20 protein-coding genes and 1 pseudogene are annotated in these 22,088 nt (G+C 66.6%); 13 read left to right on the top strand and 8 right to left on the bottom strand.

Going from position 1 to position 22,088, the window contains the following annotated elements; all coding sequences use genetic code 11:
* The first annotated feature begins 1 nt into the window (after position 1).
* Genes trkA through msrA form a run of 7 tightly spaced genes read left to right on the top strand, consistent with a single transcriptional unit; the run spans position 2 to position 6,912 of the window.
* Positions 2–1,381 (top strand): Trk system potassium transporter TrkA, encoded by a 1,380-nt coding sequence (gene trkA, locus F787_RS0105415; protein WP_028491537.1) that lies wholly within the window; start codon positions 2–4, stop codon positions 1,379–1,381.
* Positions 1,382–1,391: 10 nt separating this feature from the next.
* A complete protein-coding gene (locus tag F787_RS0105410; RefSeq protein WP_028491536.1) occupies positions 1,392–2,846 on the top strand; it encodes a TrkH family potassium uptake protein in 1,455 nt (484 codons plus the stop codon).
* A 33-nt stretch (positions 2,847–2,879) separates the two neighbouring features.
* A complete protein-coding gene (locus F787_RS0105405) occupies positions 2,880–3,224 on the top strand; it encodes a tetratricopeptide repeat protein (protein WP_019591552.1) in 345 nt (114 codons plus the stop codon).
* Positions 3,221–4,180 (top strand): lysophospholipid acyltransferase family protein, encoded by a 960-nt coding sequence (locus tag F787_RS0105400; RefSeq protein WP_028491535.1) that lies wholly within the window; start codon positions 3,221–3,223, stop codon positions 4,178–4,180. The genes F787_RS0105405 and F787_RS0105400 overlap by 4 nt, the downstream gene beginning before the upstream one ends.
* A 3-nt stretch (positions 4,181–4,183) precedes the next feature.
* Positions 4,184–5,056 carry an Fpg/Nei family DNA glycosylase gene (locus F787_RS0105395; RefSeq protein ID WP_028491534.1) on the top strand — a complete coding sequence of 291 codons (873 nt, stop codon included), beginning with the start codon at positions 4,184–4,186 and terminating at the stop codon, positions 5,054–5,056.
* 27 nt (positions 5,057–5,083) lie between these two features.
* The gene (locus F787_RS0105390) at positions 5,084–6,271 is read left to right on the top strand and encodes a PQQ-dependent sugar dehydrogenase (protein ID WP_028491533.1); all 1,188 of its coding nucleotides are present in this window, start codon (positions 5,084–5,086) and stop codon (positions 6,269–6,271) included.
* Positions 6,271–6,912 carry a peptide-methionine (S)-S-oxide reductase MsrA gene (msrA, locus tag F787_RS0105385; protein WP_028491532.1) on the top strand — a complete coding sequence of 214 codons (642 nt, stop codon included), beginning with the start codon at positions 6,271–6,273 and terminating at the stop codon, positions 6,910–6,912. Before F787_RS0105390 ends, msrA begins: the two co-directional genes overlap by 1 nt.
* On the opposite strand, the gene F787_RS17140 is transcribed toward msrA, so the two are convergent.
* From F787_RS17140 to F787_RS0105365, 5 genes and pseudogenes are all read right to left on the bottom strand, one after another.
* Positions 6,894–8,198, bottom strand: a complete 1,305-nt coding sequence (locus tag F787_RS17140) for a PAS domain-containing protein (RefSeq protein ID WP_231373399.1) — start codon at positions 8,196–8,198, stop codon at positions 6,894–6,896. The two genes, msrA and F787_RS17140, sit on opposite strands and share 19 nt — an antisense overlap.
* Before the next feature lie 253 nt (positions 8,199–8,451).
* Positions 8,452–9,693 (bottom strand): annotated as a pseudogene (locus F787_RS17135) (chemotaxis protein CheB); the annotation flags it as partial.
* A gap of 77 nt (positions 9,694–9,770) precedes the next feature.
* On the bottom strand, positions 9,771–12,008 hold the full coding sequence (locus F787_RS15485; RefSeq protein WP_051246028.1) for an EAL domain-containing protein: 2,238 nt from the start codon (positions 12,006–12,008) through the stop codon (positions 9,771–9,773).
* Positions 12,009–12,181: 173 nt separating this feature from the next.
* Positions 12,182–12,970, bottom strand: coding sequence for a gamma-glutamyl-gamma-aminobutyrate hydrolase family protein (locus F787_RS0105370; RefSeq protein ID WP_028491531.1), 789 nt, complete (start codon positions 12,968–12,970; stop codon positions 12,182–12,184).
* Between the two features lie 16 nt (positions 12,971–12,986).
* The gene (locus F787_RS0105365; RefSeq protein WP_028491530.1) at positions 12,987–13,982 is read right to left on the bottom strand and encodes an amidoligase family protein; all 996 of its coding nucleotides are present in this window, start codon (positions 13,980–13,982) and stop codon (positions 12,987–12,989) included.
* 144 nt (positions 13,983–14,126) lie between these two features.
* On the opposite strand from F787_RS0105365, the gene folB reads away from it, so the two are divergent.
* The 6 genes from folB to F787_RS0105335 all read left to right on the top strand — a co-directional run bounded on the left by folB (position 14,127) and on the right by F787_RS0105335 (position 19,904).
* Positions 14,127–14,489 (top strand): dihydroneopterin aldolase, encoded by a 363-nt coding sequence (gene folB / locus F787_RS0105360; RefSeq protein ID WP_018869194.1) that lies wholly within the window; start codon positions 14,127–14,129, stop codon positions 14,487–14,489.
* A gap of 308 nt (positions 14,490–14,797) precedes the next feature.
* Positions 14,798–15,565 carry a TorF family putative porin gene (locus F787_RS0105355; RefSeq protein WP_028491529.1) on the top strand — a complete coding sequence of 256 codons (768 nt, stop codon included), beginning with the start codon at positions 14,798–14,800 and terminating at the stop codon, positions 15,563–15,565.
* Positions 15,566–15,638: 73 nt separating this feature from the next.
* A complete protein-coding gene (glnK, locus tag F787_RS0105350; protein WP_018869196.1) occupies positions 15,639–15,977 on the top strand; it encodes a P-II family nitrogen regulator in 339 nt (112 codons plus the stop codon).
* Positions 15,978–16,016: 39 nt separating this feature from the next.
* Positions 16,017–17,267 carry an ammonium transporter gene (locus tag F787_RS0105345; protein ID WP_028491528.1) on the top strand — a complete coding sequence of 417 codons (1,251 nt, stop codon included), beginning with the start codon at positions 16,017–16,019 and terminating at the stop codon, positions 17,265–17,267.
* A 428-nt stretch (positions 17,268–17,695) separates the two neighbouring features.
* Complete coding sequence (locus F787_RS0105340) at positions 17,696–19,255, top strand: histidine kinase (protein WP_231373398.1); 1,560 nt, start codon at positions 17,696–17,698, stop codon at positions 19,253–19,255.
* On the top strand, positions 19,227–19,904 hold the full coding sequence (locus F787_RS0105335) for a response regulator (RefSeq protein ID WP_028491526.1): 678 nt from the start codon (positions 19,227–19,229) through the stop codon (positions 19,902–19,904). The genes F787_RS0105340 and F787_RS0105335 overlap by 29 nt, the downstream gene beginning before the upstream one ends.
* Positions 19,905–19,916: 12 nt before the next feature.
* Here the strand turns inward: F787_RS0105335 and F787_RS0105330 are convergent, their stop codons facing one another.
* From F787_RS0105330 to F787_RS0105320, 3 genes are read right to left on the bottom strand one after another with little or no spacing between them, the layout of a single operon-like run.
* On the bottom strand, positions 19,917–20,273 hold the full coding sequence (locus F787_RS0105330) for a S24 family peptidase (protein WP_028491525.1): 357 nt from the start codon (positions 20,271–20,273) through the stop codon (positions 19,917–19,919).
* Positions 20,274–20,314: 41 nt separating this feature from the next.
* The gene (gene cysG / locus F787_RS0105325; protein WP_028491524.1) at positions 20,315–21,787 is read right to left on the bottom strand and encodes a siroheme synthase CysG; all 1,473 of its coding nucleotides are present in this window, start codon (positions 21,785–21,787) and stop codon (positions 20,315–20,317) included.
* Between the two features lie 20 nt (positions 21,788–21,807).
* Entirely contained in the window at positions 21,808–22,083 is a 276-nt protein-coding gene (locus F787_RS0105320; protein WP_255325680.1) for a glutaredoxin domain-containing protein, read from the bottom strand.
* Positions 22,084–22,088 lie beyond the last annotated feature (5 nt).

Raw genomic sequence — 22,088 nt, 5'->3', positions numbered from 1 at the left:
CATGAAACAGATCATCATCCTGGGGGCCGGTCAGGTCGGTCATTCCCTGGCCGAGGCCCTGAGTGCCGACGGGATCGACATCACCGTCGTCGACAACCGCGCCGAGCGCCTGGCCGAGCTGGAAGACCAGTTCGATATCAAGACGGTCCACGGATTCGGTGCCCATCCGTCGGTGCTGGATGCGGCCGGGGCGCGCGACGCGTCCATGCTGGTGGCGGTGACCGACTCCGACGAGGTCAACATGCTGGCCTGTCAGGTCGGCTCCACGCTGTTCAACATCGAGACCAAGATCGCTCGGGTGCGGGCCCGCGATTATCACGAGACCCCGGAGCTGTTCGCCCAGGACGCGATGCCGGTGGACATGCTGATCTCGCCGGAGGCGATCGTCACCAGTCATATCCAGCGCCTGATCGAGCATCCCGGCTCGCTGCAGGTCCTGGAGTTCGCCGAGGGGCGGGTGTCGCTGGTGGGCGTGCGCGCCTACTACGGCGGGCCGCTGGTGGGCCACGAGCTGAAGAATCTGCGCTACGACATGCCGGGGGTCCATACCCGGGTCGCGGCGATCTTCCGTCACGAGCGTTCCATCCAGCCGGACGGCGACACTGTGGTGGAGGCCGATGACGAGGTCTTCTTCGTCGCGGCGAAGAAGAACATCCGCGCCGTCACCTCCGAGCTGCGCAAGCTGGAGAAGCCCTACAAGCGGATCATGATCGCCGGCGGCGGCAACATCGGCCGGCGGCTGGCCGAGGCCCTGAGCAAGCGCTATCGGGTGAAGGTGATCGAGCGCGACCCGGAGCGGGCGGATCAGCTCGCCCGGGAACTGCCCGGCAACGTGCTGGTGCTGCAGGGTGACAGCGCCGACGACCGCTTCCTGGAGGCGGTCAACGTCGAGCACAGCGACGTCTTCTGCGCGGTGACCAACGACGATCAGGCCAACATCTTCGCCGGGATGCTGGCCAAGCGCTCCGGCGTGCGCAAGGTGATGTCGCTGATCAACCGCCCGAGTTACGTGGATCTGCTGCAGAGCGGCACCATCGACGTGGCGCTGTCGCCGCAGCAGGCCACGGTGAGCGCCCTGCTGGCCCGGGTGCGCGAGGGCGGGACCGCCACCGTGCATACCCTGCGCCGCGGCGCGGCCGAGGCGATTGAAACCGTAGTCAGCGGTGATTCGCGCACCTCGCAGGTGGTGGACCGCCGGATCGACGAGATCAACCTGCCGGAGGGGGCCAGCGTCGGCGCCGTGGTGCGCGACGACGAGGTCATCATCCCGCACCACGACACGGTGATCCACTCGGGGGATCACGTCATCCTGTTCCTCACCGACCGTGGCAAGGTGAAGCAGGTCCAGCGCCTGTTCCAGCCCAGCCCGCTGTTCTTCTGAGCCGTCCGCCGTGCTCCATCTCGCCTCCACCGCGCGCCTGCTGGGGATCCTGCTCACGCTGTTCAGCCTGAGCATGCTGCCGCCCGCACTCGTCGGGTACATCTACGACGAGTCCACCGCGTACGTGTTCATGCAGGCGTTCATCGTGCTGCTGCTGGTCGGCGGGATGCTCTGGGGGCCGCTGTATCGCGCGCATCGCGAACTGCAGCCGCGCGACGGGTTCATCCTGGTGGTGATGTTCTGGCTGGGTCTGGGCCTGGCCGGGGCGACGCCGATGGTGCTCGACCCGCATCTGAACGTCAGCTTCACCGATGCCGCGTTCGAGTCGATGTCCGGCCTGACGACCACCGGCGCCACCGTGCTGACCGGCCTGGACGACATGCCGAAGGCGCTGTTGTGGTATCGCCAGCAGCTGCAGTGGATGGGCGGCATGGGCATCATCGTGCTGGCGGTGGCCATCCTGCCGCTGCTGGGCGTGGGCGGCATGCAGCTGTTCAAGGCCGAGACCCCGGGACCCATCCGCGACAACAAGCTGACCCCGCGCATCGCCGAGACCGCGCGCAACCTGTGGTACATCTACCTCGGCCTGACGGTGGCCTGTGCGGTGGCCTACTGGGTCGCCGGGATGGAGGTCTTCGACGCGATCGCGCACTCCTTCACCACCGTGGCGATCGGCGGATTCTCCACCTACGACGCCAGCCTCGGCCACTTCGATTCCGCCGCCATCGAGGGCGTGGCGATCATCTTCATGCTGATCGCCGGGATGAACTTCGCGGTGCATTTCCTCGCCCTGCACCGTGCGTCGGTCGTGCCCTACCGGCGCGACGAGGAGCTGCGCACCTACCTGATCCTGATGGCCTCGGCGGTGGCGGTGGTAGTGGCCTACATGCTGGTGACCGGCTTTGCCGCGGACGGCGCGGATGCCTTCCGTCGGGCCGCGTTCCACGTGGTGTCCATCGGCACCACCACCGGCTACGCCACTGACGACTTCTACCTGTGGCCGGGGTTCCTGCCGGTGCTGCTGATCTTCCTGTCGTTCGTCGGCGGCTGCACCGGATCCACCGGTGGCGGCATCAAGGTGGTGCGCGTTTTGCTGCTGATGAAGCAGGGCATGCGCGAGGTGAAGCGCCTGATCCATCCGCATGCGCGCATCGCCGTGAAGGTCAATGGCAAGGAGGCCCCGGACCGCGTGGTGCAGGCGGTGTGGGGCTTCCTCGCGGCCTATGTGATGGTGTTCGTGGTGATGATGCTGGCGGTGATGGCCTCGGGCCTGGATCAGGTGACGGCGTTCTCGGCGGTGGCGGCCACCCTCAACAACCTCGGCCCCGGCCTGGGCGAGGTGGGGCCGAACTTCCAGTCCATCAACGACTTCAGCAAGTGGGTGCTGATCCTCGCCATGCTGATGGGGCGGCTGGAAATCTTCACCGTGCTGGTGCTTCTGTCCCCGGCGTTCTGGCAGCGCTAGGGTAGGAGCGAATTCAAGGACAGGAGGTCGTCCATGTCACAGATGGTCGAACGTTTCCAGAACATGCTGGACGGAGGCGAGGACTCCGCGATGCTGCGCTTCTCGCTGGGCAACGCCCTGGTGACCGATGGCCAGCAGGAGGCGGCGGTGGAGCACCTGGAGCGCGCGCTGGAACTGGACGAGGGCTACTCCGCGGCGTGGAAACTGCTGGCAAAGACCCTGGTGGCACTGGAGCGCCCGCGGCGTGCGCTGGAGGTCTGCGAGCGGGGCATGGCCATCGCCGAGGAGAAGGGCGACCTGCAGGCGGTCAAGGAAATGGAGGTCTCCGCGAAGCGCGCCCGCCGCCTGCTGGAGGCCGGGGGTGATGCGGACACATGAGCCGTGACGATGCCCCCGGGGAGGAGGCGGACGTCGGTGCCTACCGGGCGCCGCTGACCGCGCGGCATTTCGCCCCCCGCTACTGGCTCACCTGGGTCGGCGTTGCGCTGGCCTGGGTGCTGCAGCAGATCCCGCGTCCGGCGGTGCAGGCGCTGGCGCGGGGTATCGGCCGCCTGCTGTACCGCCGCTCGGGGCGCAGCCGCCGGATCGCCGAACGCAACCTCGAGCTGTGCTTCCCGCAGCTGGATGCGGCCGAGCGCGAAGCGCGGCTGGCCGCCTTCTACCGCTACCAGGCGCAGACCGTGCTGGACTATGGCCTGCTGTGGTTCGGCAAGCCCGGCGAGCATGCCTCGCGCATCCGGGTGGACGGGCTGGAGCACTACGAGCGCGCGCGCTCCGACGGGACCCCGGTGATCATCCTCGCCCCGCACTCGCTGGGGCTGGATTACGGCGGGGTGCGCATGAGCCAGATGTACGACGGGGTCTCCTTCGCCAAGCCGATGAAGAACCCGGTGCTGGAGTGGATCAACCACCGCAGCCGCACCCGCTACTCCGGGGACATCTTCGCCCGCGAACAGGGGCTGCGCCCGGCGATCCGCCAGCTGCGCCGCGGGCGGTTCTTCTATTACCTGCCGGACGAGGACCTGGGCGCCGACGGTGCGGTGTTCGTGGATTTCTTCGGCGTGCCCAAGGCCACGCTGACCGCCCTGGGGCGGCTGGCGCGCATGTCGCGGGCCGTGGTGCTGCCGAGTTTCGCCTGGTACGACCTCGCCCGCGACGAATACGTGATGCGCCTGTGGCCTCCAATGGAGGACTTCCCCTCGGGCGACGATGCGGCCGATGCCCGGGCCATGAACGCCGCCATCGAACGGGGCGTGGAACAGGCTCCGGCACAGTATCTGTGGACCCTGCGCCTGTTCCGCACGCGTCCCGAGGGCGAGCCCCCGCTCTACTGACCCATGCCCGAGGGCGACACCATCCACCGGCTGGCGGCCATGCTGCGCCCGCGCCTGGAAGGGGCGGCGCTGGAGGCGGTGGCGACCCGCGCCGCACGCGGTGAACCTCTGCGCGAGCACGGCCCGATGCGGGCCGATGCGCTGCGGGCCCGCGGCAAGCACCTGCTGATGGAACTGATCGCTGCCGACGCTACGCCGTGGCTGCTGCGCACCCACCTCGGGATGTGGGGCACCTGGCACGAATACGCGCGCGGCGCGGAATGGTCGAAGCCCGCGCCCCAGGCCCACGCGGTGCTGACCCTGGAGGACCGGATGCTGGTGTGTTTCCACCCGCGCGAACTGGCCTGGCGCCGGATGCCCGCGGTGGGGTCGGAAGCGGCGGACGTCGAGCGTCTTAATGCCCGGGTGGGGCCGGACCTGCTGGCCACCGACGTGGATATCGACGCGGTGGTGGCGCGGGTGCGCCGGGACGCGACTGCGGACCGTCCGCTGGCGGACGTGCTGCTCGACCAGTCGCTGGCGGCGGGGATCGGCAACGTCTACAAATCGGAATTGCTGTTTCTGCATGGCTGTCACCCGCGGACCCCGGTCGGGCGGGTGAGCGACCCCGTGCTGCGGGCGCTGCATGCCGACGCGGTGCGGCTGCTGCGGCGCAACCTGCGCCCGGGGCCGCGGATCACGCGGGAGCGTGCGGAGCCGGATGCCTTCCTGTACGTCTACGGGCGTGAAGGCGAGGCCTGCCGGCGCTGTGCCGCCGTCGTGCGGCGGGCCCTGCTGGGGCAGCACGGGCGTGCGACCTGGTGGTGTCCGGTCTGCCAGCCGGAGGGCGTGGCGGGGTCGTCCCGGAACCCCGGTGGCGTTCGTTCGGACCAATGAGAACAGGCATCCACGGGGAGAGACGTCATGACGAAACCGGTTCACGTGCTGCGTCGCAGCCTGGCCGCGATGCTGGCCGGCAGTTTTCTGGTCGCGGGATGCTCCGGGGCCTCGGCCCCGTCGCCCGAGACGGTGGAGGCCTCGGCCGACGGGCTGTCGGTGGAGATCCTGCACGAGGGGCTCAATCATCCCTGGGCCATTGCGTTCCTGCCCGACGGTGGCGCGCTGATCAGCGAGCGCCCGGGCGCGCTGCGGCATTTCCCGGCCGGCGACGACGGCCCGGATTTTTCCGGTCGGGGTGAACTGGTGCCGGGGCTGCCGGATGACCTGCGGGCGCGGAATCAGGGCGGGTTGCTGGACCTGGCCCTGCACCCGGATTTCGCCGACAACCGCTGGCTGTACTTCACCTATGCGGCCAGCGTGGACGGCGGGCTGACCACGCGTCTGGCGCGCGGGCGTCTCGAGGACGGGGCCCTGAACGACGTCGAGACCCTGTTTACCGCCGAGCCGGGCGTGCGGGGCGGGCGCCATTTCGGCAGCCGCATCGTGTTCGACGACGACGCTCACGTGTTCATCAGCGTCGGCGACCGCGGGGACCGTCATCAGGCACAGGATCCCTCCAACCACATCGGTACCATCATCCGTCTGCATGACGACGGTACGATCCCGGCGGACAACCCGTTCGTGGATGATGCGGACCGGCGCGACGCGATCTGGGCGTATGGCGTGCGCAACTCCCAGGGCATGGTGATGGACCCCGAGACCGGCGTCCTGTGGGAGAACCAGCACGGTCCGCAGGGCGGGGACGAGGTCAACATCATCGAGCCGGGCAACAACTACGGCTGGCCGGTGATTACCCATGGCGAGGAGTACGGTGGCGGCCAGATCGGCGAGGGCATCACCGAGAAGGAGGGGATGGTCTCCCCGTTGCACCACTGGACGCCGTCGATTGCGCCTTCCGGCATGGCGATCCTGCGGGATCCGGCCTTTGCCGACTGGGACGGCGACCTGCTGGCGGGCGGGCTGGCCCACCGTACCCTGCGCCGTCTGACTTTCGATGATCGCGAGCTGGTCAGCGAGGTGGAGGTACTGCCCGATCTGGACCGCCGGGTGCGCGACGTGCGCGTACACGACGGCGCGATCTGGGTGCTGACCGACCATAACCCCGGCGAGCTGCTGCGGCTGCGCCCGGCCGGCGACCACGGGAGCGAATGATGTTCGGCGACTGGATGCAGCCGCAGATGGTGGAGCCCGAGAGCGCCCTGCCCGGCCGGGGCGAGGCCATGCCGGTGCCGGAACGCCATGCGGTGCTGGGGACCCCGCTGGCGCCGCCGTACCCCGATGGCATGGAAATCATCCACTTCGGCATGGGCTGCTTCTGGGGCGCCGAGCGACTGTTCTGGCAGCTCGACGGGGTGTATTCCACCAGCGTGGGTTACGGCGGCGGGTACACCCCCAATCCGACCTACCGCGAGGTCTGCAGCGGCCGGACCGGCCATGCCGAACTGGTGCGGGTGGTGTTCGATCCACGCGCGGTGTCGAAGGAGACCCTGTTCCGCACCTTCTGGGAGGGACATGACCCGACCCAGGGGATGCGTCAGGGCAATGATGTCGGGACCCAGTACCGCTCCGGGATCTACACCGTGGATCCGGTCCATTACGAGGCCGCGCTGGCCAGCCGCGAGCGCTTCAACGCCGCGCTGCAGGCAGCGGGACTGGGACCGGTCACCACCGAGATCCGCGAGCTGGAGGCCTATTACTTCGCCGAGGACTACCACCAGCAGTATCTGGCGAAGGTCCCGGACGGCTACTGCGGCCTGGGCGGGTTGCGTGTCGCCTATCCGTCCCCGGTTTGAGCGCGCTCGCGCATGTCGCGCAGCACGATGCGCGCGCCGGTGACACGACCCTCGACCATTTCGGGCACCCCGCTGGCCTCCGTGGGGATCTCCGTGCCGTCGGGCGTGCGCAGGCGGATGTGTCCGTCACTGATCGGCGTACCCTGCAGCAGGGTTTCCAGAACCTGGTGACCGTCGGTTTCAGCGGGCGGGCCGGGGATGAGCTCGCGAAGATCGAGCGCTTGCAGATCCTCGATGCCACAGCCCAGCCGTTCGCGGGCTGTCCGGTTCCCCTCCCGGATCCACCCCTGCGGGTCCAGCAGCAGGATGATGTGCGGCGCTTCGTCGAACAGGCGGCGGAAATGCAGCTGGGACGCCTCGAGCGCGAGCTGCGTGTCCTTCAGGTGGGTGACGTCCACCAGGCTCATTACTACCGAGGAGGTGTATTCGCTGCCGACCTGGTAGGGGTGCATGGTTAGCAGGTACCAGCGGCCCCGTCCCGGCTGCACCTCGCGTTCGGCGGGCTGACGTTCCCGCTGGACCTGATGGGCGAGTTCGGGGAGGTCCTGCGGGCCCAGGCGGCGGCAGACCTCCGCCAGATGACTTCCGATGTCGGCGTCGGTGATGTGGCAGACCTCCGTCAGAGCCGGGGTGTAGCGCCGGATCCGCAGCTGACTGTCGAGGAACAGGGAAGCAATGCCATTGGCCGAAAGGAGGTTGTCGAGATCGTTGTTGAGCTCGTAGAGCTCGCTGATCTTGCTCTGGTATTCGGCGTTGACGGTGTGCAGTTCCTCGTTGACCGACTGGAGCTCTTCGTTGGTGCTCTGCAGTTCCTCGTTCGAGGCCTGGAGTTCTTCATTGGACGCCTGGAGTTCTTCGTTGGCGGTTTCCAGCTCTTCCACCGTGGCCTGCAGGTTTTCGCGCGTGAACTGCAGTTCGGCCTCCAGATCGGCGATGCGCTGCTGCGTCTCCTGGTCGAGGTCGTAGACCACCGCCTCGTCGCCGGATGAGGGCTGCTGGTACTGCGGACGGATGACCACCGCGGCCAGGGGCGCCTGCCCCTTGTGCGCGGGCAGCGGCAGCATGCGCAGCTCCACGACCTGTTTTTCCTCGCGCAGGCGCAGATGGACATTGCTGTAGCTGGCGCGTTCCCCGGTATTGAAGACTTTCTGCAGCCCGGTGGCCAGGGGCGTGGCCAGGTCGTCCGTCGCCAGGCGAGTGACGTCGTGCTGCACGCGGCCCGACGGCATGCCGAGATAGCCCTCGGGGTTGCCGATGACGTGGCGCAGTTCCAGGTCCTGGGTCACCACTCAGGGTGAGGGGAAGGATGTCTTCGCCCAGCGCCTCCATCAGACGTCCGAGCAGACGCTCCTCGTCGTGGTCGCGCCGTGGCGGACGGCCCGATGTTCCGGCGGGGGACCGGTTCGTGCGGATACCGTGGTCGCGGGGTTCCCGGTCCTCGGCCAGACGCCGCTTCCCGAGGGTGCGAAAGATCCGCAGTTTCTGCTCGACGGGTTCGTAGGTGTCGGGCGCGTCACCCACGGTCTCGCTGTTGCCGAGGACGAGGACACCGTCCGGGCTCAGGGAGAAGTTGAACAGATCCAGGACCTTTTTCTGCAGCACGGGCTGCAGATAGATCAGCAGGTTGCGGCAGGACACCAGCTGGATGTTGGTGAACGGGGGGTCCCGCAGCAGGTCGTGCGGCGCGAACACCACCATTTCCCGGATGCGCCGGGCGATCCGGAAATGTTCGTCCTGGCGCTGAAAGTACTTGGCCAGAAGGTCCGGCGGCAGATCGGCGACGATGCTTTCCGGGTATATGCCGTTGCCGGCGTTCTGGACGGCATTGCGGTCCACGTCGGTGGCGAAGATCTTCACGTCCACGGTGATGCCGAGGCGGTCCATGACCTCCCGGGTGACGATGGCCAGGCTGTAGGCTTCCTCGCCGGTGGAGCAGCCGGCCACCCAGAAGCGCAGGCCGTTTTTGCCGCTGTTCTCGATCAGCCCTGGCAGCACCGATTGCTCCAGGTATTCCCAGACTTCCCGATCCCGGAAAAAGCTGGTGACACCGATCAGCAGTTCCCGCCGGAGGGTGTCCACTTCGCCGGGATGGCGTTCGAGATAGCGGGCATAATCCCGCAGTTCGCCGATTTCATTGACCGTCATCCGGCGTTCGATGCGGCGGACGACGGTGCTGGACTTGTAGAAGGTGAAGTCGATGCTGGAATCTTCGCGCAGCAGCGCAAAGATCCGGGTGAGGGCATCCTCGTCGGTGACGATGACGCCGGGGCCCTCGGCCTTGGCGGAATGCGGGTGCTGCACGAACGACTGCAGCAGGCGTGGCATCTCCTCCGGTGGCAGCACGAAGTCCGGGAGGCCAGTGGCCGCGGCGCTGCGCGGCATGCCGTCGAACTTGGCCGAATCGGCGGACTGCGCCATGATCATCCCGCCCTGTTCCTTGATCGCGCGGATGCCGCGGGTGCCGTCGGACCCGGTTCCGGACAGGATGACGGCGATTGCGCGTTCGCCCTGATCTTCGGCCAGGGAGCGCAGGAAGACATCGATCGGGAGGTTCACGCCGCGACTGGCGTCCTGTTCGCTCAGGATCAGCTTGCCGTGGAACAGCGTCAGGTTCTTGCGCGGCGGGATCAGATACACCTGGTTGGCGGCTACGGTCTCGCCGTCCTCGGCACGCTGCACGGGCATTTCGGTGTGCCGCGACAGCAGTTCGGCCATCAGGCTCTTGTAGTCGGGCGACAGGTGCTGGACCACTACGAATCCCAGCCCGCTGTCCGGAGGCATCTGCTGGAAAAACGCATCCAGGGCCTCGAGCCCGCCGGCGGAGGCCCCGATGCCGACGATGTAGTCGGGTGCCGGGCTCATGTGAAATCCCCGCGATGAAATGCCTCGCACCAGCGGGCACAGTCGTCGGCCGGTAGCGGGGGAATGTAAACGTATCCCTGGATCAAGTCGCAGCCATGGTCCCGCAGGAGCCCGAGCTGTTCACCGGTTTCCACACCTTCGGCGAGAAAGCGCATGTCCAGATGCCGGGCCATGGTCATCACCGTGTTGACGATTGCGAGGTCACAGGTGTCCTCCGGCAGGCCGCGGACGAAGCTGCGGTCCAGCTTGATGATGTCGATCGGCATGTGGCGCAGCCTCGCCAGCGACGAATGACCGGTCCCGAAGTCGTCCAGGGCGACCCGCACCCCCAGGCTGCGCAGATCGTGAAGGGTCGAGATGACGGAGCCCGCATCGTCCCGGAAATGGTCCTCGGTCGCTTCCACGACCACCCGCGTCGGTTCCACTCCGGTCTGCGCGAAGGTGTCGCGGAGGTCCCCCGCGGCCAGGCCGTGGAGCTGTCGGGGAGAGAAATTCACGGCCAGCCACAGCTCGTCGGCGCCGGGGAATGCCCAGTCGCGCAGGGCATTGCAGGCCTGCTCCAGGGTCCAGCGGGCCAGTTCCGCGCCGAGGCCGAGGTTCTCGAGGATCGGGATGAACTCCAGGGGCGAGACCGAGCCGTCGAAGCCGTCCCAGCGCATCAGGGCCTCCACGCCCACCACGCGCCCCTGCCGGGTATCCACCACCGGCTGGAAGGCGAGGCTCAGTTCGTTGCGTCCCAGGGCGTGCCGGAGCTGGTTCTCGAGCGATACCCGGCGTTCGAGCTGGCGATTCATCTCGGGGGCAAAAAAGGCGTAGCCCTGCCCCCCGTCCTCCTTGGCCTGATACATCGCGATGTCGGCATGCTTGGCGAGTTCGCTGCAGGTCGAGCCGTCCCGCGGGAACAGGGCGATGCCGATGCTTCCCCCGGAGATGACTTCGTTACCGTGAATGTGGAACGGGCGCCGCAGGGCCGCGAGGATGTCGCTGGCCACCCGTCGGGCGGTCTGCATCGCCGTCTCCTCGTCGTCCAGTTCGCACAGCACTACGGTGAATTCGTCGCCGCCCAGCCGCGCGACCGTATCGGAGGGGCGGACGACCTTCTGCAGCCGTTCCGCCGCCTGCTGCAACAACTGATCCCCGGCCTGATGGCCAAGCGTGTCGTTGAGGGTCTTGAAGCCGTCCAGATCCAGATAGAACACGCCGACCATCCTGCCGTCGCGTTTGGAGCGCATCAGGCCGTGCTTGAGGCGTTCGTGCAGCAGGGTCCGGTTGGGGAGTCCGGTGAGTGCATCATAGAAAGCAAAGCGTTCGACATCCTGTCCCGTCTGGCCGTGATCACCGATGTCGGAAAAGATCCCGACGTAATGCCGGATGTTCCCGTCCCGGTCGGTGACCGCGTTGATCTTCAGCCACTCCGGGTAGAGTTCGCCGTTCTTGCGCCGGTTCCAGACCTCTCCCATCCAGTGGCCTTCCTCCTGGAGCCGGTTCCACATGTGTTCGTAGAAGCTGTGGTCATGGCGCCCCGATGAGAGCAGACCCGGAGTGCGGCCGACGACTTCGTCTTCCTGATATCCGGTGACGATGGTGAATGCATGATTGACCCGCTGGATGCGGGCACGGGCATCGGTCACGATGATGCCTTCGTTGCTTTCCTCGAACACCGTGGCGGCCAGACGCTGATGCTGCTCGGCGCGCTTGCGGGCCGTGACATCCACCATGGCCAGACGGAAACGCAGACCCGCCGGGTCGTGATCCGGGGAAAGGCTGACCTGCACGTGCAGTTCCGATTGCTCGGGCGTGTTGAGTACCAGCTCGAAATCCTCCGGCGGCGCGCCGTGTCCGGCGGCGGCCAGAAGCTGGTGGAACGGCTCGCGGCTGGAGGTGTCGAGGAACCGCCGCAGTGGCTGCTGAAGCAGATGGCTGCGTGGCAGTCCCAGCATGCGCGTCGCGGTGCGATTGACTTCCAGCGTTTCCCCGTTGGCATCGAGAACCAGGAACGCCACGGGGGCAAAGTCGAACAGATCCTGATAGCGCTGACTGGCCTGAGCCAGGGCCTGCTGCGTCTGCCGCAGTTCCTCGTTCTGGGCGTGCAGCTCTTCCTGGTGCAGGCGCAGTTCTTCCAGGGTCCGTTGGGCACCTTCCTGTTCGGTTTCCAGTTCCCGTATGCGCTCCCGCGCCTGCTCCAGGGTCTCCGGGAGCGGCGGCTCTCCTTGCGCTTGTTGCTCGTCGGTCATCGGAGCGTACCCGGGTCGCGGGCCGGCCGGCGACGGGCAGGGATTTCCCTGTTCGGAGCCGGCGGGCCGGGGTTGTGTGACGATCGCCCGCCGGGTGGATGTGCCCACCCGGTGAAGAAGAACCTTCGGATTGTCCGGCCAAGCTAGAGGTTTTCCACAAGGTTCGCAAGTATCTATTCGGACCCGGTGCGAGTGCGGGGGGCGCAGGCCGCGGCCACCAGCGCCCGGAACAGGCGCTGGTGGCGGGCCTTCTGCGGCAGGTATTCGGGGTGCCACTGCACGCCGATGCAGAAATCGCGGCCGCCGGCCTCGATGGCCTGGACCACGCGTGAGGGTTCGCGTCCGACAACGTTCAGGTCGTGGCCAAGGCGGTCGACGGCCTGATCGTGCAGGGCGTTCACGCGCAGCGGTGCATCGCCAAGGATGGCGGACAGCCGCGAGTGCGGATCCAGTCGTACCTGCTTGACCGGCAAGAGGCTGCGGGCGTTGGGGGTCTCCGCGTGGAACGCGGCCAGGTCGCGATGCAGACTGCCGCCGCGCACCACGTTGATCAGCTGCATCCCGCGGCAGATGCCGAGGATCGGCAGGTGCTCGTCCAGCGCGTGGTGGATCAGGGATTTCTCCAGCCGGTCGCGCTCCGGATCCAGCGATGAGCTCTTCGACTGAAACAGCCGGCGCAGCAGCCACAGCGCGGGATAGAAGGCGTAGCCGATCAGGCGCTGCGACAGGCGTCGTTCGGCCTGCCGGATCGCCGCGCTGTCCGGGCCGTCGGGCAGCGTCTCGCGATAAAGCCCGGGATCGACGTCGGGCCCGCCACCGACGATCAGGGCGTCGATGCGCCGGTTGCGGCGGGGACGCCCGGGGCGGATGCGCAGGGGGCGGCCGCCGGCCCGCCACACCGCCAGGGCGGTGAACAGCCACGCGGGCGTGCCGCCACGGTCCGGGCCGGTGACGGCGATCACCGGACGCTGCGGGCGCTCAGAACCAGGCACGCAGTCGCTGCATCCATTCATCGGTCCAGCGGCCAACTGCCTGGCCCGGGCGCTCCAGATACTCCCGCGCGAGCCGTTCCAGACGTTCGGGGTGAGCGGCCAGCTGTTCCACTTCCACCCAGCCGTTCAGCGGGTGCGCCAGGCTCCAGCTCGGGTCGTCGATGCGGCAGTCCGGCAGGCGGTAGTGCAGGGCCGGGCGCGGCTTGATCAGTTCGTGTTCCACCGGCGCCGCCGCAACGCGTTCGGGGTCCAGCTCCGCCAGCACCGGGAGCAGGTCCAGTGGACGGTTGCGCGTGGGGTTGTGCGCCAGCCAGGTGTCGATCAGCGATGCGCGGTCCGGGGTGAAATCGGGATCGAGGATGTAGCGCACGAAGGCGCCCGGGAACGGCCGGATGTAGGGCGACAGGCGGCGCGACAGGTCGATGGCCCCCGCCTGCGCGAGGATCTCGTACATGAGCACGAAGGCCCGCAGTACGGCCAGCAGCCATTCGGGCTCGCGGCTGTGGATCTCGATGTTCAGCTGCAGCCCGAACGCGTACAGCAGCGAGCGCTCGGTCCCCAGCGCGCCTTCCTGTTGCAGCGCGGCACGCACCCGGTCCAGTCGGGGCAGCTGCGCAGGTTCCAGGGGTGGCGCGACGATCTCGTGCGGGACCAGGCGCCCGGCGGCATCGGCCAGCCAGGCCTCCAGTGCTTCCTGGTCGCGGTCTTCCAGGTCGACCCCCAGGCGGGCCAGGTGCTCGCGATAGCCGCGGTCCTTGAGTACGCGGGCATCCAGCTCCAGCTGGAAATCCCCCGCGTCGCTGTCGCGGACATGCAGCACGAAGGCATGCTCGGCCTCGATTTGCCCGCCGAATTCGTCGATGATGGCGCGGGCCATCGTCTCCAGCGAGACGCCCGCCATCTCGATTTCCACGCCGACCCGGCGCAGGGCCCCCTCGGGGGTCCGGGTCCACGGCAGTGGCTGAAACGAAGTGGTGGACATGCGGCGGCTCTCCTGGCGACGCTGCTCGGTCGGACTGTCCGGGCATGGTAGCGCGTTGCGCCACGATCGCACGCCCCGGTGTACGCGGGCGGGGGCAGGCAGTACGATAAGCCCCTTCGCAACCCTGTGTCCCCGGTGTCCCGCATGGACCGTATCTATCTGCGCGATCTCGAAATCCCCGCCGTGGTCGGCGTCTACGACTGGGAACAGCGCATGCAGCGCCCGCTGCGCTTCGACATCGAGCTGGCGGCGGACACTCGCGTGGCCGCCCACTCCGGCGAGATCGAAGACACGGTTGACTACGAGGCCGTGGCCAACGCGGTGCGGGCCATCGTGACCCGCGAACCCCACATCCTGCTCGAATCCCTCGCCGAGGAGATCGCCGAGACCCTGATGGCGCAGTTCGGTTCGCCGTGGCTGCGCATTACCCTGGGCAAACCGGGCGCGGTGGCCGGGGTGCGCGAGGTGGGCATCACCATCGAACGCGGCTCGCTCGCCACCGACTGAGACCGAGCAGGCCCCGACCGACCGGCAGGACGCTTCCGCGCTTCCTGCTCCTGTTTCCCTCACAGCCTTCCCGCACTGCCCCTTCCCGCGCGGCGCCCTTTCCGGTGGCGTCCCCGGCTCGTATTGCCCTCTTTTGGTGCGTCTGCACTTTGTGATTGCACCCGTTCGTGGCAATCACCCGTGGTTTGCCCGCAACAGCGTTGCATAAAACCGGATTTTGCCCCGTTTCACGTTTCTGGCACGCCCCCTGCAAGGAACGGGTGTCGACAAGCAGCGACATCCAGAAAACACGCAGAGGGAGTCAATCAATGAAGAAATTCGCCTATTCCGCCGTCGCCACCGCGATCCTGGCCGTCGGGTCCACCGGGGGTGTCGTCTTTACTTCCAGCGCGGCCGCTGAATTCTCGGCCAACATTTCAATTGTTTCCGATTATGAACTGCGCGGTTTCTCCGAAACCGACGGGGGTGCCGCAATCCAGGGTGGTTTTGACTGGGAGCATGCCTCCGGGTTCTACATGGGTACCTGGGCTTCCAACGTGGATTTCGGGACAGGTCTCAACGACGATGACGAGTTGGTTGAGGACGATACCACCTATGAACTGGATCTCTATCTTGGATTCGCCGATTCGTTCGATAACGGTTTCGGCTATGACGTGGGCTACGTGTACTACGCCTACCCAGATGCCTCTATCACCAATGTGGATACTGGCGATAGTTCGTCTGTGAGCTACGACTTCGGCGAACTGGTCGGGTCAGTCAGTTATGACATGGACATGATCGGTTTTTACGGCGGTGTTCAGTGGGTGGTGACCGACAGCGCGTCCGAGTCGCTTCTGGAAAGCGACGACGTCTATTTCTACGGCGGCCTGGATGTGCCGTTCGCCGAGGTCTACAGCGCCGGTTTCATGGTCGGACGTCAGACGTACGACGACAGCGAAAATGACGATTACACCCACTACTCCGCCAGCCTCGCCCGCGATGCCGGCGAGTTCGGCGAATTCAGCCTGAACCTGGCCTACGCCGATGTCGATGACGAAGACATGCGCGCCTGGGTGGGCTGGTCGAAATCCTTCTGATCGTTGAACCGGAAGCAAAACATCGTTGCGGGTCGTTGCCCCCGGGCAGCGGCTCGCCGGAGAGGAGTCTGACATGAAGATGATTACTGCCGTGATCAAGCCGTTCAAGCTTGATGATGTGCGCGAGGCGATGTCCGAGATCGGTGTGCAGGGCATCACCATGACCGAAGTCAAGGGTTTCGGTCGCCAGCGCGGCCACACCGAACTGTACCGCGGTGCTGAATACGTCGTGGACTTTCTGCCCAAGGTCAAGCTGGAGGTTGCGGTGGATGACAGCCTGGTCGACCAGGTGATCGAAGCCGTTTCGAAGGCCGCGAGCACCGGCAAGATCGGGGACGGAAAGATCTTTGTCTCGCCGGTCGAGCAGGTCCTGCGAATCCGCACGGGTGAAACCGGAACCGAAGCGCTCTGAGCGCCCATCTCGGTCATTATTAGATGAGGTAATCCGAAAATGGATATCGAACAGCAAGTCGTCGAGGTGGCCTACGCCCTTGACACCTTTTACTTCCTGATGGCCGGCGCACTGGTCATGTGGATGGCCGCGGGCTTTACCATGCTCGAGGCCGGCATGGTGCGGACCAAGAGCGTGGCCGAAATCCTCACCAAGAACATCTCCCTTTATTCCATCGCGTCGGTCATGTACATGCTGATCGGCTACAACATCATGTACAGCGAAGGACTCACCTCGTTGATCCCGGGGCTGGGTTTCTTCATCACCGGTGACAACGCCGTGGCCGACGTGCTGGGCAGCGGCGGTGATGTCTACTACTCCGACCGCGCGGACTTCTTCTTCCAGGTGGTGTTCGTGGCCACCGCGATGTCGATTGTTTCCGGGGCGGTTGCCGAACGCATGAAGCTGTGGGCCTTCCTCGCCTTCGCCGTGGTCCTCACCGGCGTGATCTACCCGATCCAGGGCTTCTGGAGCTGGGGCGGCGGCATGCTGGACCAGATCGGCTATCTCGACTACGCCGGTTCGGGCATCGTCCACTTCACCGGTGCCGTGGCCGCGCTGGCGGGCGTTCTGCTGCTGGGGGCGCGCAAGGGCAAGTACGGCAAGGACGGCCAGATCAACGCGATCCCGGGCTCCAGCATGCCGCTGGCGACGCTGGGCGTGCTGATCCTCTGGCTGGGCTGGTTCGGCTTCAACGGCGGTTCCGAGCTCAAGGTGTCCGACGTTGAATCCGCGAATGCCGTGGCGGCCGTGTTCACCAACACCAACCTGGCCGCGGCCGGGGGCGTGATTGCCGCGCTGATCACCACCCGCCTGATGTTCGGCAAGGCCGATCTGACCATGGCCCTGAACGGCGCGGTTGCCGGCCTGGTGTCCATCACCGCCGAACCGCTGATGCCCAGCCCGCTGCTGGCGACCTTCATCGGCGCCGTGGGTGGCGTGATCGTGGTCTTCTCCATCGTCGCGCTGGACAAGGTCAAGATCGATGACCCGGTGGGTGCGATCTCGGCCCACGGTACGGCCGGCATCTGGGGCGTGCTCGCGGTCCTGCTGTCCAATCCGGACGCCACCTTCGTGGCGCAGATCGCGGGTCTTGCGGCGATCTTCGTCTTCGTCTTCCTCGCCAGCCTGCTGGTCTGGTTCATCCTCAAGATGGCCATGGGCATCCGCCTGGGTGAAGAGGAAGAAGAGCTGGGTGCCGACGTGACCGAGTGCGGCCTCGAGGCCTACCCGGAGTTCACGAACAAGTAACGCGAAACCCATAGCCTGTACGCAGGCTGGACGGGGCCGGAAGGCCGGCCCCGCAACTTGTCTCCTCCGACGCCGACAGCACGGTCTCTCCCGGGACCCGGAAGTTGGCCTTCAGGGCGCCCTCGCGGCGCCCTCTTTTTTGTGACCGGCAGCACCCGCCATCTGTCATGTCCTTCCGGTATTGCGGGTAAGTTGACATTTGTAAGTGCTATCTTTTCAGAAGTTGCCCTGTGGCAAAAAGGCGTCCATATTAAGGGGGTTTGGCGGGCAGGAAGCGCTCCCTCGATTCCCGAGGGTTGCACCCGCGGGAGGCGCAAAATGCCATGAAACTCCAGCTTTCCACTTCGGGTCGCGCGGCTCCGGGCGCGTGGTTGATCCGGCCGGATCGGGACTGGCGTCACAAGACTGGCTGGCGGATCGCGCTTGTGATGCTCCTTCTGACCGCTGTCCTCGCGCTGCCGGTCGTGCTGGCTCTGGCCCTCAATCCATGGATCGTTCGGGACTCCCCTCCGGACGGGGGGACAGCCGTGGTGCAGCTCGCGGCCCTGATCCTCGCGTTGCTGGTGATCCTGACCCTGCCGCTGCTTGCCTATCGTTACCTTGTCAGGCCGCTGTTCCACCTGCGTCACTGGGCGCAGCGGGTCCGAGGCGGCAACCTGGCTGCCCGTATCCCGACTCCGCAGCGTGGGGAGTTCGATGAGCTGGCGCGTGACGTGAATGGCCTGACAGAACGGCTCGAACGACTCACGCGCGACATGCGCGAGGAGGTTCGGACCCAGACCGAACGGCTGGAACAGAAGTCGCGCAGCCTCCAGATCCTTTACGAGGTCGCCAGCAGCATCAACACGTCCCGCGATCTGGACGAGCTGCTTGCCCGTTTTCTTGCCCGTACTCAGGAGACCCTGGGCGCGGCCGCAGCCACCGCGCGGCTGGTCACGACGGACGGGCAGATGCGCCTGGTCGCGAACATCGGATTCCGCCGCGACGAGCGGCAGTGCCGGCACCTGCTGCCGCTGGGCCGGTGCCTGTGCGGCCAGGTCGCCAGCGATGGAGGCATGGAGGTGCAGGAGGGCGTGCGCGACTGCGGCCGGATCGAAGGCGGTGAATATGACGATTCGCTGTCGATGATGGCCGTGTCCCTGCAGCACCAGGGACGCACCCTCGGGGTCTACAGCCTGTTTTTCGAGCAGCCCCCCGGAGAGCTTTCGGAGGACATGCGTGGCCTGTTGACCAGCATCGGGCAGCACCTGGGCATGGCGATCGAGAAGTCCCGTCTGGACGAGCAGGCACGGCGCGGCGAGGTCATGGAGGAACGCGCCCGCATGTCGCACGAACTGCATGATTCGCTGGCGCAGACCCTGGCCAGCCTGCGTTTCCGGGTCGGAGCGCTGAATGAATCGCTGCCCGCGGACAGTCCGGACCAGGTGCGGCGGGAAGCGGATTCGCTCTGGCGCAGCCTTGATCAGGCCAATCAGGAATTGCGCGAGTTGATCCGTCATTTCCGGGCCCCGCCTGTCAGCCATCACGGACTGGATGTGGACATCGATCCGCTTATCGCACGTTTTCGCGAGGAAACGGGTGTGAACACCTTCGTGCAGAAGGACTGGGACGGTCGGCGGATGCCCGAGTCGATGGAAACCGAGGTTCTGCGGATCGTGCAGGAGGCACTGTGCAATGCCGGCAAGCATGCCGAGCCCCGGAACGTGCGGGTGCTCCTGCGCAGCGACTCCGCCCATCGCGTCGTGGTGATGATCGAGGACGACGGGCGGGGTGCCGACCTGGGTTCGTGCACCGCCGGAGAAGGCGAGCACATCGGCTTCAATGTGATGCAAAGGCGCGCGGAACGGATCGGCGCGGATCTGCGCATCGAAAGCGAGCCGGGCGAGGGGACGCGGGTGAGTCTGAGCGTTCCCTATCCCGAGGATCGGGCCGTCTCATTCATTCCCCGGGGACAGGGCGATGACGAAACACGTATTGCTGATCGATGACCATGCGCTGTTCCGCGAGGGACTGCAGGAACTGCTGACCCGTCGGGGGGTCGATACCGTGACCACCGCAGCCGATGGTGAGACTGGCATCGAACTGGCGGCACGCGAGCGGCCCGATATCGTTCTGCTGGACATCCGCATGTCGGGAATGCAGGGGCCGGATGTCCTGCGGCAGCTCCGGCGCGCGGGTCTGGCCATGCCGGTGGTGATGCTGACGACCAGTCACGAGGAAGGCGACCTGGTGGAATGCCTGCGCAACGGCGCTCAGGGTTACCTGCTGAAGGACATGGATCCGGACGAGCTGACAGGGGCGCTGGAGGACATCCTCGGGGGGCAGACCGTGGTGGCTCCCCACCTCGCGCAGCTGCTGGCCAGGGTGGTGCAGGGGCAGCCCGATCAGGAAGAAGACCTCGATCCCTTTGCGCGCCTGACTCCGCGCGAATTCGAGATCCTGGGCCTGCTGGCGGAAGGGCGCAGCAACAAGGTAATCGCGCAGAAACTGGGGATCTCCGACGGTACCGTGAAACTGCACGTCAAGGCGATCCTGCGCAAGCTGGGGCTGAACTCGCGGGTGGAGGCCGCGGTGCTGGCGGTTCAGCATGGTCTGCCCCGCAGGGAGCCAGCGGGCGAGGTCTCGCGGGGAGATTGAGCGAAGGGTGGATCAGGCGTAGTGCTTGTTCCCAGAACGCCGACGTCCGGCGCGCTGGACCACCACCCCGATCACCGCCTGACGATCCGCCAGTTCCAGTCGGCGCTGATCCTCCTGCAGCGCCTGCAGGTACCAGGCGTCGTCCTCCATGATCAGCTGGCGCAGCAGATATTCGTCGTCGTGCCGGGCAACCACGAAACTCCCGTTCTCGATTGCGCCCGACGGATCCACGATCACGATCACCCCGTGCTCGAATTCCGGTGCCATGCTGTTGCCCAGCACGCGCAGGGCGAAGGGCTCCGCACTGGAGCAGCCGCTTCCCATGCCCGCCGGGTCCATCGCCGGGTTCGGCCTCGACTGTTGCGGCATACGGGGTCTCCTCTGGTGGTGGCGGGGAGAGTGGGCGGGGTTCAGCCGGCCTGCTCGGCCGTTCCGGTCGCGCCGCGGGTCTCCGGGGTGGTGCACGAGGCGAACAGGCTCCCCCGGGTGGGCGGCGCATCCGGCCGGAACCACTGCAGCCGCTGCTGCAGGGCCACCACGCTGCCCACGATGATGAGAGTGGGCGGCTGGACCTCTTCCCCTTTAACGATGTCCGGGAGGGTCTCCAGGGTACCCACCAGCACGCGCTGATTCTGGGTGGTGCCCTGTTCCACCAGCGCGGCGGGGGTGGAGGCAGGCAGGCCGTGGGCGGCCATTTCCCGGCAGATGATGGGCAGCCCCGATAGCCCCATGTAGAACACCACGGTCTGGTGCGGCTGGGCCAGCATGTCCCAGTTGAGGTCGATGGTCCCGTCCTGCAGATGTCCGGTCGCAAAGACCAGCGCCTGGGCGTGATCGCGGTGGGTGAGGGGGATCCCGGCGAACGAGGCGCAGCCGGCCGCGGCGGTGATCCCGGGCACCAGCTGGAACGGGATCCCGTGCTGCATCAGGCGGTCCACTTCTTCGCCCCCGCGGCCGAAGATGAACGGGTCGCCGCCCTTGAGTCGCAATACCCGCTTGCCTTCCTGTGCCAGCCGGATCAGCAGGTCGTTGATGTCCCCCTGTGGCAGCGTGTGGTGGTTGCGTTTCTTGCCGGCGTAGATCCGTTCGGCGTCACGGCGCACCAGTTCCAGGATCGCCGGGGAGACCAGGTTGTCGTATACCACCACGTCGGCCCGCTGCATCAGACGCAGCGCGCGGAAGGTCAACAGGTCCGGGTCGCCGGGGCCGGCGCCGACCAGGAAGACCTCGCCACCGGTGTCGCGGGCGTCCACGCCCGCGTCCAGGGCTCTGTCCAGGGTCTCGCCGGCGGCCCGCTCACGCCCGGAAAGAAAGAGTTCCATCACCGGGCCCTCCAGAACCCGTTCCCAGAAGCGCCGGCGCAGCTCGGTATTCGGGATGCAGCGCTTTGCGCGTTCGCGAAACCCCTCGACCAGGGTCGCCAGGCGGCCGTAGGAGGCCGGAACCAGGCTTTCGATGCGCGCGCGCAGCAGCCGCGCGAGTACCGGTGAGGCCCCGCCGGTGGAGATGGCGATCTGCAGGGGCGAGCGGTCGACCATGGCGGGCGTGATGAAGCTGCACAGGTCCGGCTGGTCGACCACGTTCACCGCGATGCCGTGCTGCTGGCCGCATTGCGAGACCCGACGGTTGACTTCCTGGTCATCGGTGGCGGCCACCACCAGCACCCGCCCATGAATATCGTCTTCGCGGAAGCCGCGCTCGACATGCTCGATCTCTCCGCGGGACTGCAGTGCGGTCAGTTCCAGACACAGCTCCGGCGAGACCACCGTGACCCGGCCGCCGGCCTTGCGCAGCAGATCGATTTTGCGGGCCGCCACTACCCCGCCCCCGACCACCAGACAGGAGCGGTCACGGATGCGCATGAAAATCGGAAAAAAGTCCATTGGTGCGGTCCCCGCTCGTGTCAGCCGTTGCCGGCCTGCGGCAGCCGGTCCTCGAGTTCGCCATCCATGTCCAGTTCCACCAGTTCTTCGAAGCCCCCGACGTGGTCTTCGCCGAAATAGATCTGCGGAACCTCGGTCTGCCCGGTGATCCGTTCCAGTTCCGCGAGCGATTCGGGCGTGTCCGCGATCTCGATCTTTTCCAGTTGCTCCGTCAGTCCGCGCCGTTCCAGCAGGCGTTCGGCACGTTCGCAATAGGGACAGTCGCTGCGGTAATACATCCGTATGGCGGTCATCATCGAAC

Origin of the sequence: Thioalkalivibrio sp. ALE19, assembly GCF_000428605.1 — a bacterium.
In the GTDB taxonomy this organism is placed as follows: Bacteria; Pseudomonadota; Gammaproteobacteria; order Ectothiorhodospirales; family Ectothiorhodospiraceae; genus Thioalkalivibrio.
This window is presented reverse-complemented; position numbering and strand designations above follow the sequence as displayed.

Excerpts from the sequence above, each read along its gene's own strand:
- trkA (WP_028491537.1), top strand. The coding sequence starts at position 2 with ATGAAACAGATCATCATCCTGGGGGCCGGTCAGGTCGGTCATTCCCTG.
- F787_RS0105405 (WP_019591552.1), top strand. The coding sequence starts at position 2,880 with ATGTCACAGATGGTCGAACGTTTCCAGAACATGCTGGACGGAGGCGAG.
- F787_RS0105400 (WP_028491535.1), top strand. The coding sequence starts at position 3,221 with ATGAGCCGTGACGATGCCCCCGGGGAGGAGGCGGACGTCGGTGCCTAC.
- F787_RS0105395 (WP_028491534.1), top strand. The coding sequence starts at position 4,184 with ATGCCCGAGGGCGACACCATCCACCGGCTGGCGGCCATGCTGCGCCCG.
- F787_RS0105390 (WP_028491533.1), top strand. The coding sequence starts at position 5,084 with ATGACGAAACCGGTTCACGTGCTGCGTCGCAGCCTGGCCGCGATGCTG.
- msrA (WP_028491532.1), top strand. The coding sequence starts at position 6,271 with ATGTTCGGCGACTGGATGCAGCCGCAGATGGTGGAGCCCGAGAGCGCC.
- F787_RS15485 (WP_051246028.1), bottom strand. The coding sequence starts at position 12,008 with ATGACCGACGAGCAACAAGCGCAAGGAGAGCCGCCGCTCCCGGAGACC.
- F787_RS0105365 (WP_028491530.1), bottom strand. The coding sequence starts at position 13,982 with ATGTCCACCACTTCGTTTCAGCCACTGCCGTGGACCCGGACCCCCGAG.
- folB (WP_018869194.1), top strand. The coding sequence starts at position 14,127 with ATGGACCGTATCTATCTGCGCGATCTCGAAATCCCCGCCGTGGTCGGC.
- F787_RS0105355 (WP_028491529.1), top strand. The coding sequence starts at position 14,798 with ATGAAGAAATTCGCCTATTCCGCCGTCGCCACCGCGATCCTGGCCGTC.
- glnK (WP_018869196.1), top strand. The coding sequence starts at position 15,639 with ATGAAGATGATTACTGCCGTGATCAAGCCGTTCAAGCTTGATGATGTG.
- F787_RS0105345 (WP_028491528.1), top strand. The coding sequence starts at position 16,017 with ATGGATATCGAACAGCAAGTCGTCGAGGTGGCCTACGCCCTTGACACC.
- F787_RS0105340 (WP_231373398.1), top strand. The coding sequence starts at position 17,696 with ATGCTCCTTCTGACCGCTGTCCTCGCGCTGCCGGTCGTGCTGGCTCTG.
- F787_RS0105335 (WP_028491526.1), top strand. The coding sequence starts at position 19,227 with ATGACGAAACACGTATTGCTGATCGATGACCATGCGCTGTTCCGCGAG.
- F787_RS0105330 (WP_028491525.1), bottom strand. The coding sequence starts at position 20,273 with ATGCCGCAACAGTCGAGGCCGAACCCGGCGATGGACCCGGCGGGCATG.
- cysG (WP_028491524.1), bottom strand. The coding sequence starts at position 21,787 with ATGGACTTTTTTCCGATTTTCATGCGCATCCGTGACCGCTCCTGTCTG.
- F787_RS0105320 (WP_255325680.1), bottom strand. The coding sequence starts at position 22,083 with ATGATGACCGCCATACGGATGTATTACCGCAGCGACTGTCCCTATTGC.